Source organism: Ruegeria sp. AF3 (assembly GCF_056536285.1).
Map to the genome: position 1 here is coordinate 1,484,678 of NZ_JBQFJM010000001.1, position 13,567 is coordinate 1,498,244.

At 57.6% G+C, this 13,567-nt stretch carries 15 protein-coding genes; 4 read left to right on the forward strand and 11 right to left on the reverse strand.

Annotation, left to right across the window (positions count from 1 at the left end):
* Window positions 1-86: 86 nt before the first annotated feature.
* From ACR3FC_RS07500 to ACR3FC_RS07545, 10 genes are all read right to left on the reverse strand, one after another.
* The gene (locus ACR3FC_RS07500) at window positions 87-1,061 is read right to left on the reverse strand and encodes a GlxA family transcriptional regulator (RefSeq protein WP_480474122.1); all 975 of its coding nucleotides are present in this window, start codon (window positions 1,059-1,061) and stop codon (window positions 87-89) included.
* Window positions 1,062-1,071: 10 nt separating this feature from the next.
* Window positions 1,072-1,965, reverse strand: a complete 894-nt coding sequence (locus ACR3FC_RS07505; RefSeq protein ID WP_480474123.1) for a homocysteine S-methyltransferase family protein — start codon at window positions 1,963-1,965, stop codon at window positions 1,072-1,074.
* Window positions 1,966-1,976: 11 nt separating this feature from the next.
* The gene (locus ACR3FC_RS07510) at window positions 1,977-3,011 is read right to left on the reverse strand and encodes an alcohol dehydrogenase family protein (RefSeq protein ID WP_480476835.1); all 1,035 of its coding nucleotides are present in this window, start codon (window positions 3,009-3,011) and stop codon (window positions 1,977-1,979) included.
* A 14-nt stretch (window positions 3,012-3,025) separates the two neighbouring features.
* A complete protein-coding gene (locus ACR3FC_RS07515; protein ID WP_480474124.1) occupies window positions 3,026-5,479 on the reverse strand; it encodes a GcvT family protein in 2,454 nt (817 codons plus the stop codon).
* Window positions 5,480-5,494: 15 nt separating this feature from the next.
* Complete coding sequence (locus ACR3FC_RS07520; RefSeq protein WP_480474125.1) at window positions 5,495-5,875, reverse strand: GFA family protein; 381 nt, start codon at window positions 5,873-5,875, stop codon at window positions 5,495-5,497.
* Between the two features lie 4 nt (window positions 5,876-5,879).
* Window positions 5,880-6,503 (reverse strand): LysE family translocator, encoded by a 624-nt coding sequence (locus ACR3FC_RS07525; protein WP_480474126.1) that lies wholly within the window; start codon window positions 6,501-6,503, stop codon window positions 5,880-5,882.
* Window positions 6,503-7,072 carry a helix-turn-helix domain-containing protein gene (locus ACR3FC_RS07530; RefSeq protein WP_480474127.1) on the reverse strand — a complete coding sequence of 190 codons (570 nt, stop codon included), beginning with the start codon at window positions 7,070-7,072 and terminating at the stop codon, window positions 6,503-6,505. The genes ACR3FC_RS07525 and ACR3FC_RS07530 overlap by 1 nt, the downstream gene beginning before the upstream one ends.
* Before the next feature lie 125 nt (window positions 7,073-7,197).
* Window positions 7,198-7,716, reverse strand: coding sequence for a GNAT family N-acetyltransferase (locus ACR3FC_RS07535; protein ID WP_480474128.1), 519 nt, complete (start codon window positions 7,714-7,716; stop codon window positions 7,198-7,200).
* A gap of 100 nt (window positions 7,717-7,816) precedes the next feature.
* Entirely contained in the window at window positions 7,817-8,272 is a 456-nt protein-coding gene (locus tag ACR3FC_RS07540) for a GAF domain-containing protein (RefSeq protein WP_480474129.1), read from the reverse strand.
* A gap of 74 nt (window positions 8,273-8,346) precedes the next feature.
* Window positions 8,347-9,519, reverse strand: coding sequence for an acetyl-CoA C-acyltransferase (locus ACR3FC_RS07545; RefSeq protein WP_480474130.1), 1,173 nt, complete (start codon window positions 9,517-9,519; stop codon window positions 8,347-8,349).
* Between the two features lie 102 nt (window positions 9,520-9,621).
* Here ACR3FC_RS07545 and ACR3FC_RS07550 point away from each other — a divergent pair, with 102 nt between their 5' ends.
* The 3 genes from ACR3FC_RS07550 (at window position 9,622) to ACR3FC_RS07560 (ending at window position 12,227) form a co-directional block, all read left to right on the forward strand.
* Window positions 9,622-9,960 (forward strand): STAS domain-containing protein, encoded by a 339-nt coding sequence (locus ACR3FC_RS07550; protein ID WP_480474131.1) that lies wholly within the window; start codon window positions 9,622-9,624, stop codon window positions 9,958-9,960.
* A 21-nt stretch (window positions 9,961-9,981) separates the two neighbouring features.
* Window positions 9,982-10,431 (forward strand): ATP-binding protein, encoded by a 450-nt coding sequence (locus ACR3FC_RS07555; protein ID WP_480474132.1) that lies wholly within the window; start codon window positions 9,982-9,984, stop codon window positions 10,429-10,431.
* Between the two features lie 218 nt (window positions 10,432-10,649).
* Window positions 10,650-12,227 (forward strand): gamma-glutamyltransferase family protein, encoded by a 1,578-nt coding sequence (locus ACR3FC_RS07560; protein ID WP_480474133.1) that lies wholly within the window; start codon window positions 10,650-10,652, stop codon window positions 12,225-12,227.
* Between the two features lie 35 nt (window positions 12,228-12,262).
* Here the strand turns inward: ACR3FC_RS07560 and hspQ are convergent, their stop codons facing one another.
* Window positions 12,263-12,589, reverse strand: a complete 327-nt coding sequence (gene hspQ / locus ACR3FC_RS07565; RefSeq protein ID WP_209504966.1) for a heat shock protein HspQ — start codon at window positions 12,587-12,589, stop codon at window positions 12,263-12,265.
* Between the two features lie 80 nt (window positions 12,590-12,669).
* On the opposite strand from hspQ, the gene ACR3FC_RS07570 reads away from it, so the two are divergent.
* Entirely contained in the window at window positions 12,670-13,551 is an 882-nt protein-coding gene (locus ACR3FC_RS07570) for an AEC family transporter (RefSeq protein WP_480474134.1), read from the forward strand.
* Window positions 13,552-13,567: the final 16 nt, after the last annotated feature.

Consider the following 13,567-nt stretch of genomic DNA (forward strand, 5'->3'; position numbering starts at 1 on the left):
GAAATCTCCGCTGTGTCAGGTTTGGCGTAAACTGCCACGGAAGATCGACAACAAATGCACCAAAAACGTCACAAGATCAGCAGTTTTCACCGATGTGTCGCGGCCCGCTTTTCCCGCCTAACGACAAAAGGCGTGACACCGAAGAAGCTTTTGTAAACAGACGAAAACCCGTTCGGAAAACCACAGGCCAACCCGATTTCGCGAACGCTCATAGTGGTGTTCAGAAGCAGGTTATTGGCCTTGGCCAGCCGCATTTCACGATAGAATCCGTTGGGCGTGGTGCCAAAGAAGGTTTTGAACTTACGCTCAAGCGAGCGGTTCGACAGTCGCAGCGAATCGACGATCTGATTGATCGGCAGAGGGTCTTCGATATTGGCCTGCATGAGCTTGATGCACTGATCCAGCTTCACATCTCCGGTCGCCGTCAACTTTACCCCAGAGAATGGCTGCATCGAGGCGAAATCCCGGATGTTTTCATGCAACATGATGTCCGCCACGGTCATTTTTGCGGGCCCCGAGATATGACGGCCGATCACTGCCAGCGCGATATCTGTTGTCGCCTCCATTCCGGCACAGGTCACAACCGCGCCCTGTTCGGTTGCAATCGACAGTTTGGCTTCAAACCGGGCCCCGCGTTCCCGCAGGAACGAGGCATTCTCCCAGTGGGTTGCCAAGTCGTCTGTACCCTGTTCGTCGATATACCGGCTGGCGGCTTCCGCCAGCAGAAACACCTTGGCATCCCGGAAGGTGTAATCCGACACCACCCGCTCCAAAGACAAGTCCGGGTGATCCGGGTCAGAATTGCCGATCACAAAAAGATAATTCGCCTTGGGCTGCGCCTGCACGCGTTCCGTTTGCACCACCGCGTCGCTGCTGCTGGAGATCGGGCCACCTTTGAGCGACCGATAGGCAAAAGTGAACGGCGGCTTCGGACACACACGATTTGCCAGCCTGAGAACCTCGACCAATGAGGCCAGTTCAAGCAGTACAAATCCGGGTGCGACCAGAATATCGAAATGTTGCTGTATCGCCTGCGGTGATTCAGAAGCAAATTTCCTCATCGCTGTCACCTTAGACGATCTCATGCCCGGCAGTACGCAACCGCTTGGCCAGCGCTTCGATGTGGTCCGGGCCGATCTCGCAGCATCCACCGACAATCGTGGCCCCCTGACCGACCCAACGCATGACGTGATCCGCATAGGCATCGGGACCAAGATCATGGCGTTGATCCAACGCATCCACTGTCGGCGCGTCCATTAGAAACTCATCCGAAATATGTGTAAAGCCGTTGGCATAGGCACCATAAGGCTTGTTCATGCCGGACAGGATGTCCAGAGCAGCTGGGATCGCTTCGGGGCGCGAACAATTGATCAGCAGCGCGTCAGGCGAAAACTCTTCAACCAATGGCGCGACATCCCTGAGCTGTTCGCCAGACCTGAGGCGACTGCCATCGTCGTCATTGACCGTGAATGACAGCCAGATTGGTTTGCCACATCCGGTCGTTCCACGCAGCGCGCCCTCGGCCTCCTGCACCGAGGACACTGTCTCGATCAGAAACAGATCGACGCGCGCAGCCATCAAAGCCACAAGTTCAGCGAACTTTTTCGCCGCGTCTGCCGGGTCCGGGTTCAGGTCGGGTCGGTAAGATGCCAGAAGCGGCCCCAGAGACCCGGCGATCCGCCCCCCGGTCGAAATACGGGCACGTTCGGCCTGTGTCAGGGCAGTGTCGACAAGGGCGGACATCTGGTCCTCCATCCCCACCCGTACAAGGCGAGAGCGGTGGACTGCATAAGTATTGGTGGTGGCAATCGTGGCACCACAACGGAAATAGTCGCCATGCACCGCGCTGACCAGATCAGGGTGGTCGATCATCACACGCGTGGACCATAGCGGCGTCGCCCGATCTCCGCTGCGTTTGACCAGTTCCTGTCCGATTGAACCGTCCAACAGAGTGATCTTTGTCATGTCCTTGCTCCTTAAGGCAGCAGCACGAGTTTACCCGGAAGGGTCTTTGCCTGAAAATCAGCCTGTGCGCGGGCGATATCCTTCAATGGGTAGGTTCGGGAAACCAGTGGCTTAATCCGTCCGGAATTCATCAACTCCACTAGGCGGCCAAAGACTTCGGGTGCCTGATGCGTGCAGCCGTGAATGGTGATGTCGCGCAAATAGATGTCCCGCAGATCAGCCTCGACAATCGGACCGGCGATTGCCCCCGAAACGGCGTAGTGCCCGCCGGGTTTCAGGGCAAGGATCAGCGATGCCCATGCGGGCCCGCCAACCACATCTATGACCGCGTCGAACATATCCTGCGGTGGCAGCTCATCCCGGCCAAATGTGCCCAACGCGCCTTGGGATTTGACGACCTCTGCCTTCGCTGCCGCCGTCACACCCCAAACCGATGCCCCGCGTAGCGCAGCAAGCTGCACCGCCGCCAGACCAACGCCGCCTGACGCACCGGTGATCAGAACTTTTTGCCCAGACGTCACGCCTGCGCGGGTCAGCAGGTTTTCGGCAGTACCAAAGGCACAGGGAATGGCCGCAATTTCCACGTCTGACAGGGGCGATGCACTTACGTCATAAAGGTCATTTGCTTCAACCAGACAGTATTGGGCAAAAGCCCCATCAATCTCTGACCCGAGCGCAATAAAGCCCTGAGGGTTTCTTGGGCTCGGACGCGGCAGGTTGATCGGACAAGTCACACGCTGGCCTTTTTTGAACCCCGAGTTTGGCCCGACCTTTTCAACGATCCCGCACAGATCGCCGCCCTGAATGCGGGGAAAGTTCAGTGCACCGCCCCACCCTCCGGCTTCAACATCCTGATCGACGGCATCCGTCCCGCCGGTGACATCCGATGAATACCAGCCGATCCGCGTGTTGATATCCGTGTTATTGACACCTGCCGCAGCGACCCGAACAAGCACCTGCCCCGGCCCAGGGGCCGGGACAGGGATATCGTCACGCCATTCCAGCGCCTCTGGCCCGCCATGGCCGGTCAGATAGACGCCAGACATGGTAGCCGGAAGCGTCACGCGCGCAACCGCTCGTTCTCGGGGTCCCAGAGCGGCTGGTCCAGCTCTACCACGGCGCGGCATTTCTGGCCGTAGATTTCGACCTCAAGCTCAGTTCCCGGATTGGCAAGCTCGGCCCGGATCATGCCCAGCGCGATGGATTTACCAACACGGTAGCCCCATGCGCCGGATGTGGTTTCGCCCACGATCTCATCGCCATGCCAGATGCAGGACATATACGGCGCGTCGCAATCGCCCGCATCAACAGTCAGGGTGACGAAGGACTTTTTCACGCCTTGCTGCTTTTCGTTCAGGATTGCAGCCTTGCCCGGGAAGTCCTGCGGTTTGTCCAGCTTGACGAAACGCTCCAACCCGCCTTCAAGCAGGGAATAGTCGGTCGACAGATCGCCCTTCCAGGCGCGGTACCCCTTTTCGATCCGCAGCGAGTTCAGCGCATACATCCCGAACGGCTTGGCACCGGCATCGATGATCGCGTCGTAGATCGCAGGCATATCCGCATTTTCAGCGTGAACTTCCCAGCCCAGCTCACCAGCGAATGAGACACGCAGCAGAGCGACCCATCCGCCTTTGATTTCGCTTTCCTGAAAGCTGAGCCACGGCAAGGTCAGATCGGCCTCGGTAACTTTGCTGAGAATGTCCCGAGATCGAGGCCCGGTAACGATCAGCGTGCTCATCCGCGTTGTCCAGTCTTCCAGCGTGAACTCGGCATCGGCAGGTATGTGACGCACAAGCCATTCACGGTCATGCCATTGCGCGGTCGCTGCAGTGACCAGAACGAACAGGTCTTCGGCCTCACGCGTGACCGACATTTCGGTCAGGATACGCCCGCGGTCATCTGCGAAGTAAACCAGCCCAACCCGACCAATCTTGGGCAATGCCCCTGCAACCAGACCGCGCAGCCATTCATCAGCACCCGGCCCCTGTATTTTGAACCGCGAGAAGCCCGGCAGGTCCAACACGCCACAATGATCGCGCACGGCCTCACATTCTTCCTTGATCCGCTGTTCCCACGGTCCGGACCGACCCCAAGTATGGGTCGCGTCCAGCGAGGTGTCATCGCCGGGCTGTGCAAACCAGTTGGCGCGTTCCCAGCCGTTATAGGCGCCCATTACGCCACCCAGCGCCTTGACTCTGTCATGCACGGGTGACAGTTTCTTGTCGCGCGCGGCGGGCCATTCATGGTGCGGGAAGTGCATGGCATATTCGTTGCCATAGACTTCCATGCCTTTCTGGTTGCAATAATCCTGATCGGTGTAATCGGTATAGCGGCGCGGATCGACGGCCCACATATCCCATTCGGTCGCGCCATCAACGACCCACTCGGCCAGAACCTTGCCTGCGCCACCGCCCTGCGCGATGCCAAACGTGAAAGTATGTGCTTCGAACGCGTTCTTGACGCCGGGCATCGGGCCGATCAAAGGCAGCCCGTCAGGCGCGTAAGGGATCGGCCCGTTGATGACGCGTCCAACGCCCGAGGTTGCCATCAGCGGCACTCGCTCCATCGCATCGGTGACGATATCTTCGATGCGGTCCAGATCGTCATTCCACAGCTGAAAGCTGAAATCATCCGGCATCGGATCGTCTTCGGTCATCCAGTGGCCCTTGCAGTTCGGCTCGTAAGGACCAAGGTTGAAGCCGTTCTTTTCCTGCCGCAGGTAGTACGAGACATCCACATCACGCAGCAACGGCAGTTTGGCACCGCTTTGCTTGGTCCATGCTTCGATCTCGGGGATTTCATCGGTCAGCAGGTACTGGTGGCTCATGACCATTGCCGGAACGGTGCGGCCACCGAAGGGCTTGAACCATTCGCCCACACGCTGCGCATAGTATCCGGCTGCGTTCACAACATAGTCACAGGCTATATCGCCTTTGTCCGTGTGCACGGTCCAGGTGTCGTCATTATGCTGCGTCACGCCAGTCGCCGGGCAGAAACGGATGATCTTCTGCCCCATATCGCGCGCGCCCTTGGCCAGCGCCTGGGTCAGCTGCGCCGGATCGATATCACCATCCGTCGGGTCGTAGAGAACACCCTCAAGATCGTGCGTTTCCAGGAAGGGATAGCGCTCTTTCGCCTCTTCCGGGGTCCACATTTCCATCGGGATACCCTGATAGCGGCCCATCGCCATGGCGCGCTCGAACTCCTGCACACGTTCTTTCGAATGCGCCAGTCGGATCGAACCGGTCTGGTGGTAGTTCATCGGGTAATCGACTTCCTCACCCAGACGCGCATACAGCTCGGTCGAATAGCGCTGCATGTTCATGATCGCCCATGAGGTCGAAAAGGTCGGAACGTTCCCTGCCGCATGCCAGGTCGACCCGGCAGTCAGCTCGTTCTTTTCCAGCAGAACACAATCGGTCCAGCCCTTCTTGGCCAGATGATATAGCGAGGAAGCCCCCACCACGCCACCGCCGATAATGACCACGCGGGCTTTTGTTGGAAAATCACTCATGCGTTTAGATCCCTGTTACTGTGCCTCTTGAGGCAGATCGTCCGTGATGTCGTAATAATCGCCCTTGTCAGCCACAAAGATGTGCTTTGAGAGCTTTAAACCCGTGGGAGCATCGAGTGCGCCCATGGAGATCGAAATCGTGTCCTCCTGGTTGTGTTGCCAGAAGAGAAACGAGCCACATTTGCTGCAGAACCCCCGTCGGGCGATGTCAGACGCGCGATACCAGCTTAGCGTGTCGCTGGCCGAGAAACTCAGGTTGTCCTGATGGGTTGAGGTCGAAGCCCAGAAATGGCCCGACTGTCTGCGGCACTGTCCGCAATGGCAGACCGAAGGCAGCGACAGGTCTCCGTCAATCGTGAACGCGACCGAGCCGCAAAGGCAGGATCCCTTGTGCATCTGACTACCCCTTTGTTGCGGGTGTGGTGCTGGTTCCCAACAACACACCGTAGATGACAAAACAGGCCGCCATGATCCGGCGCACCCAGATATTGAACACGGCGCTCAGCGCTGCCCTGCCCATCAAGGCGCCCAGCGCCGTAAAGCCGGTGTAGCTGAGTGTGGTGATGATCAGCGCGGTAGGCATGATAACCCCCATCTGCTGCCAGACCGGGACCTCGGGCTGAACGAACTGCGAAAACGCGGCCAGGTACCCGGCGACGCTTTTGGGATTGATCGTGGCCACTGCCAGTGCGTGCAGATAGACATGTCGCGCCGGACGCTCGGAGGCTGGTGCGGGTTTTGTTGCATTCATCCATCCGCGAATGCCCAACCAGATCAAAAACCCCGCACCAATCAGCTTGGCGACAAAGAACCCGGTCGGCGATGCGGCGATCAGGGCCGTCACTCCCAGCGCAGACAGGATCAGAAAGGCGCTGGCTTGCGTGAGAATTGCCAATACGCCCAGCATTGCCTTTGGGAACGGAAGGCTCATCCCGTTTGAGATGCAATTGACCGCATTTGGACCCGGCGTGGTTACGAAAACCACCCAGAAAAACGCAAATATGGTCCAGGCTTCGAACGACATCAGTAGACCGGCGGGGCGATGACCCAGATGGCCGCAGCGGGCTCGTCGTAAGGGTTGGCCCATTGATAAGGTTCGTGTCGGATCCGAAAACTGTCACCTGGCCCAACCGTGAACGCGCGCGCCCCGATTGTCAGGTCCAACTTGCCCGAGATCATGTATCCGACTTCCTGTGTCGGACGATTGGCCGGTGTCTGCATCTGCGAGTTGGGTTTGAAGGTAGAATGTACCATTTCGAAATCATCGGTCAGATCCGGCGAGAGCAGTTCTTCGATCAACCCTTCCTCGCCCGACCCCATGGGCCGGCGCGAGCCGGCACGCACGACATATCCCTGCTCGTCCGCAGGTGCCGCCGAATGAGCAAACAACATCGACATGGGTACGCCAAGGCATTCGGCGATCTGCCTCAGGTCCGAGATTGACGGCTCAGACATGTCACGTTCGACCTGGCTGAGCCAGCCCACAGACCTGTCCAGCCGGGTTGCGATAGCACTCAGCGTCAATCCACGCGCCTTGCGCAGCGCGCGGATATCTGCACCAAGTGTTGCACTTTGCGGGGCCTGGCTGTTCAAGGGGGCTCCAACTCTCGTGAAAATTTGATCTCGTTTTTCACGATGCCTCGATTCCGTGAAATTTCCAAGCATTTTTTCACGCAAGCCCGTATTCCGGATTGGCTATGCCCTGACGGTTCGGTCACTCAGCTGATATGGCAAACATATGTATCGGTGGTGGCAGAGGCGCGCTCGTGCCAAAGCGTGAAGCCTGTTTTTTGCAGAACGCGGGCAGAGGCCGGATTGTCACGCCCGACCCCGGCAATGAGACGCACGGCAGGCCCAGGCGTCAATGCGTCCTGCAAGCCTTGCAACATCTCGGAGGCGTAGCCATTCCCCCAAGCGGATTCTGCAATCAGATAGCCAACGTGAAGGTTTGGAATTGAATCGGCCTCTGTACTCATGGCCAACACGAATAGGCCAATATGGTGGTTACCGCGGTTATAGCGCGCAAGCAGAATATCGCTTTCAGCACGTCTGTCATCAATCCAGTTCGAAATATCCCGGCCCTGCAACTGCATCGACGGTGGCAGGTGTTTCAGGACCGCAGGGGTCAGAAGCGCGACAAGATCATCTTCAAGCCGAGCTCGCAATCGCGGATCGGTGAGTTCAACCTTCCAGTTGCGAACCGAAAGGCGCGGAGTTCGGAAATGGCCTGGAACCATGGTTAATCCAATACGTATCGGGCTTTCCGGTTTTATCAGGCCCCGAGCGAAATCGAAAAGAGGAAACCGGTAGACGCACCTTGTACGGACCGAGAATCAATCAGGCTTGTGCGAAGGTCTTTGACAGGATCGCGGACAAGTTATCCGCGTCTTCAGTTGAGAACGCATCGGGTTGATTGCTGTCGATGTCGAAAACTGCAATCAACTCGCCCGCTGCGTTCCGCACCGGCAGAACAAGTTCGGACCGGGTTGAACTGGCGCAAGCGATGTGACCCGGAAACGCGTCGACATCCGGCACCAGCTGCACTTCGCCAGTGCGCGCTGCCGCCCCGCAGACGCCGCGCGCGAACGGGATGACCAGACAGCCATGCCCGCCCTGGTAGGGGCCGATCTTCAGCAAGCCCGGTTCTGTCACCCGGTAAAACCCGGTCCAGTCGAAACGGTCGTCAGAATAGTGGACCTCGCAAGCAACGGTGGCCATCAGGGCAACCTGATCGGTTTCGCCTTCGGTCAATGCTGCAATTGTACTGGCCAGCGTACTGTAATCGACGGTCATAGGTCCCGAACCCCTTGGAAAACCCCGGGGGCTCTGCCCCCGAACCCCCGGAGTATTTCGAAAAAGATGAAGGGTCAAATGCGTTCGATCGCGATAGCTGTTCCTTCACCGCCGCCGATGCAGATTGCAGCAACCCCCCGCTTGAGATTTCGTTTCTCGAGCGCGTTCAACAAGGTGACCATTATACGGGCGCCAGATGCTCCTATAGGATGGCCCAAGGCACAGGCACCGCCATTTACGTTCACCTTGTCGCGCGGCAATCCCATCTCGTGCATGAAAGCCATCGGCACAACTGCGAAGGCTTCATTGACCTCCCACAGGTCGACATCATCCTTGTTCCAACCGATGCGGGACAGGAGCTTTTGCGCCGCCGGAACCGGCGCAGTCGTGAAAAGTCCGGGTGCCTGTGCATGGCTGGCATGTCCCAGAATACGGGCCCGAACTGTCAGCCCTCGCGCTTCTGCCGTTTCAGCCGATACCAGAACAAGCGCCGCCGCGCCGTCGGATATTGACGAGGAATTGGCGGCGGTCACTGTCCCGTCCTTGCGGAAAGCGGGATTCAGCGTCGGAATTTTCTCGGGACGGGCAGATTTGGGTTGCTCGTCAGCCACCTGTACAACCTCACCCTTTCGCGTGCGCACTGTGACGGGGACGATCTCGCCCGCGAAAGCACCGCTTTCTTGCGCGGAAAGTGCGTTGGACAAGGATTTCAAGGCATATTCATCCTGCGCTTCGCGGGTGAACTGATACGCCTCGGCGCAGTCTTCGGCAAAGGTTCCCATCAGGCGGCCCTTGTCATAGGCGTCTTCCAGCCCGTCAAGGAACATGTGGTCGATCACCTGACCATGACCGATGCGCGCACCGCCCCGCATTTTCGGCAGCAGGTAGGGCGCGTTGGTCATGCTCTCCATCCCTCCGGCGACCATTGTGTCCGCAAGACCCAATGCGATCTGGTCGAAGGCCATCATCGCCGCCTTCATCCCGGAACCACACATCTTGTTCAGCGTGGTGGCAGGAACCTCCTCGCCTAAACCCGCCGCGAAACCCGCCTGGCGCGCCGGTGCCTGCCCCTGACCTGCGGGCAGGACACATCCCATCAACACCTCGTCAACCGTCTGTGCCCCTGCCTGCTTTAACGCGGCACGAATCGCTGCGCCGCCAAGCTCGGATGCTGCGACACCGTCGAACATGCCCTGAAAACCACCCATTGGTGTTCTGGCAGCACCTGCAATAACAACATCTCTCATCCGGATAATCCTCCTGTCGTCCGGCCCTTGAATACCGAATGGTAAGAATTCGCGTCTAGCGTATTTCTACGACTCATTTTCAGATTGGAGGGCGGCCGGACCATGAGGCTGACCAGCACATCAGACGGTACGACACAGATTATCACCGTTCACTCTGACCGGATCGACGCTGCGATGGCCATTCAGTTCAAAGAAGACATGCGCGCTGAGACCGAGGCCTGCGCTGATCGGGTTGTCCTTGACCTTTCAGGTGTCGAGTTCATCGATTCAAGCGGGCTGGGCGCAATCGTGGCCTCCATGAAACAACTGGGGCTGAACCGAAGGCTTGATCTGGCAGGCCCGCAGCCCGTGGTGGAAAAGGTCTTTCGCCTGACGCGCATGGATACTGTGTTCAGGTTGTTTGCGACACTGGATGACGCCCTGTCGGAACCGGACAGGTGACAAGAGCAGGAGTGCGACAACATGGAGCCCATTTGTAACGCGACCTGCCTGGAAGTGAGCTTTCCCGCAACGGAAACAGAAGCCAGCGCGGGGATTGCGAAACTCAGTGCAGGACTGGCGAAACGAGGGTTGCCGCCGCACAAGGCGGACGACGTCAAGATCGCACTGGCAGAAGCAATCAACAACGTTGTGGAACATGCCTATATGGACGTGGCCCCGGCCGGGGTTCAGGTCACATGCCGGTTGGACAGAAACCGCCTGGACATTCTGATCTCGGACACGGGCCATCCATTGCCCGGCTACGAACCACCAGACGGAACACCAGCACCACTGGGAACCCGCATTCAGGATTTGCCCGAAGGCGGGTTCGGCTGGTTCCTGATTCATCAACTTACCAGCGATATCTGTTATGAGCGTCGCGACGGGTGCAATCGGCTATCCTTGCGATTTAACTTTGACAAGAACGGGTAATCAGCCGCAATTGGCCACAATAACGCCATTTTCGAAACATTGTCGCGCCGCAAATCGCCGCCATACAGTGAATCGTAGCTCAGATAGCTTCCCTCGGCGCCAATTATCACAGCCCCCACCCAGTGAACGGCGCCGAGGATCTCCTCCCCAACTTGAATTGACTGGACAACCGGCAATCAGAGAATAGCTTTCCCCTGTTTTAAGGAGAAAGAACCACCATGCGTGATCTGCACAAACCTGGCCGGTCGGAAGTTTTTGCAACGCGGGGGATGTGCGCAACGTCGCACCCGCTGGCCGCCAAGGTGGCAATCGATATTCTTGAGCGCGGCGGCAACGCCATGGACGCAGCGATTGCAGGTGCAGTTCTGCTTGGGATTTGCGAACCGCAGATGACCGGGTTGGGCGGCGATTGTTTCGTTTTGTTCAGCCGTGCGGGCGAAAACCGGATACGCGCATTGAACGGATCGGGTCGCGCACCGGCCGCTGCGCGGGCGCAGCCCTTGCGAGACAAGGGTCTGTCATCTGTACTGTTGAACGGCCCGGACGCGGTGACTGTTCCCGGTGCCGTGGACGCCTTCTGTCACCTTGCAGAAACCGAAGGGCGATTGGGGCTGGGCGCGATTCTGGAACCCGCAATCCACTATGCCGAGGCTGGCGTTCCGGTGGCCCCTCGGGTTGCATTTGACTGGAAAACAGGGGCGACCACATTACTGGGCGCTGCGCGTGATCATTATCTGGTCAATGGGCAAATACCCGCAATCGGGCAGATCTTTCGCGCCCCCGGTCAGGCTGAGGTCTTGCGCAGGATCGCCAGCCAGGGACGAGACGCTTTTTATTCAGGAGACATTGCCGAGGATATGATCCGGGCTCTGTCCGCACTCGGAGGTGTCCACACCGCCGAGGACTTCCACCGCACCAAGTGCACTGAAACGCAGCCCATGCGCGGGGCCTACAAGGGTGTTGATCTGGTCGAACACCCGCCGAACGGCCAAGGTGCAACCGCGATCCTGCTGCTGAACATTCTAAAACAGTTCGATCTGGCCAGTATGGATCCATTTGGAGCAGAACGGGTTCATATCGAGGCTGAAGCCACCAAGCTGGCTTATGACGCGCGCAACCGGTTTATTGCTGATCCCGATCATGTCGCGCGGGCCGAGCGGTTTCTTGATATGGATGTAGCAGTCAGGCTGGCGGCATTGATTGACCCAAAACGCGCAATGCCCGCAGCAGCACCTTTGACGGAAGCCATACACAAAGACACGGTCTATATCACAGTGGTCGACCGCGACCTTATGGCTGTGTCGCTGATCTACTCGATCTTTCATGGCTTTGGGTCAGGGATCGCGTCCGAGAGATACGGCATCTTGCTTCAGAACAGGGGCGCGGGGTTCACGCTTCAGCCGGGTCACCCCAATGAACTGGCTGGTGGCAAGCGCCCGATGCACACGATCATACCGGGGATGTTGACCGAGAATGACCGTGTCACGATGCCATTCGGCGTCATGGGCGGTGCTTATCAACCGACCGGGCACGCGCGTTTCGTTTCGAACCTTAGGGACTTTGGGCTGGAGCTACAGGAAAGCATCAACGCGCCGCGTGCCTTTTTTGATGGAAATGTCCTGAAACTGGAGCGGGGCTATTCTGAAGAAGTGGCGAAACAATTGTCTGAAATCGGCCACAATATTGAAGTTCCGGAAACTCCGCTTGGTGGAGCGCAAGCGATCCGAATCCGAAAAGACGGTGTTTTGGAAGGTGCCAGCGACCCGCGCAAGGATGGGTGTGCCCTTGGATACTGATCAGCGGCAGTACAATGCCGACCGGTTCGCCAGACCTAGTTCAGGTGGAAATGCAGAGGGTAGGCACCGTCTTCGAATGGGCCGAACATGTTGGAGATATCCGGGTGTTCAACCGGCTCGCCGGAATAGTCTGCAACCAGATTTTGTTCTGAAACATAAGCAACATAGAAGGATTGGTCGTTCTCTGCCAACAGGTGGTAGAACGGCTGTTCTTTCCTTGGACGGCTGTCTTCCGGAATGGCCTGATACCATTCTTCTGTGTTCGAAAACTCTGGGTCCACGTCAAAAATCACCCCTCGAAAAGGGTGTTTCTTGTGACGGACCACCTGGCCCAATCCGTATTTCGCGCGTGTCTTTAACATTGTTTCAGCCCCCACCGCATTTACTAACGGTTTTTGGCCCGAAATGCCAATCATTGATGTGAAATTCAGGGAAACAGTCTGTGAACCTAATACTGACAGTGTTCGAAATCGTGGCCCCGGTTTTTCTCTTGGCGGCCATTGGCTTTACCTGGGTCAAACTGGGGTTCGAATACCGGCTGCAATTTGTGACACGCTTTGCAACGACGCTGGCAATGCCCAGTCTGATCTTTGTTGCGCTCATGCAAACCGACATCCCGGGCGGAGATTTGTCGCGTTTCACATCCGCGACCCTGGTCGCAAATCTTCTGCTGGCAGGGGTGTTCTGGTTGCTGGTTCGCGTATTGAAACTGGATCAGCGCACGTACCTGTCACCGCTGATTTTCGGCAATACCGGCAATCTTGGCTTGCCGCTATGTATCTTTGCGTTCGGACAGATTGGCTTGGGTTACGCAGTCATCTTTCTGTCTGTAACTGCGCTGTTTTCTTTCACTTATGGAATATACCTAGTCGCCGGAAAAGGCGCATGGGGACAAGTCTTGCGCCAGCCGATGGCGTGGGCGACCATTCTGGGTGCAGTGTTTTTGTGGCAAGGGTGGCAAACTCCGACATTTCTAACCAACACGTTAGAGCTTTTGGGGCAAATGGCTGTTCCGCTGATGTTGGTCACGGTCGGTGTGGCAATCGCCCGCCTGACCTCGCGCAGTCTGGGGCAAGCACTCTGGTTGTCAGTCCTGAAACTTATCGTCTGCTTTGCGTTGGGCTGGGGGATTGGAGTGTTGTTTGATCTGGACACTGTCGCCTTTGGCGTTCTGGTCTTGCAAATTTGTACGCCGGTCGCTGTGACCTCATATTTGTTGGCAGAACGATTTGAGGCCGATTCCGATGCCGTTGCCGGCATGGTCATGGTGTCCACTGTGCTTTCCGTGGCGGTGTTACCCGTAATTCTTGCCATTGTTTTGTAGCGATTGTGATTTCCTC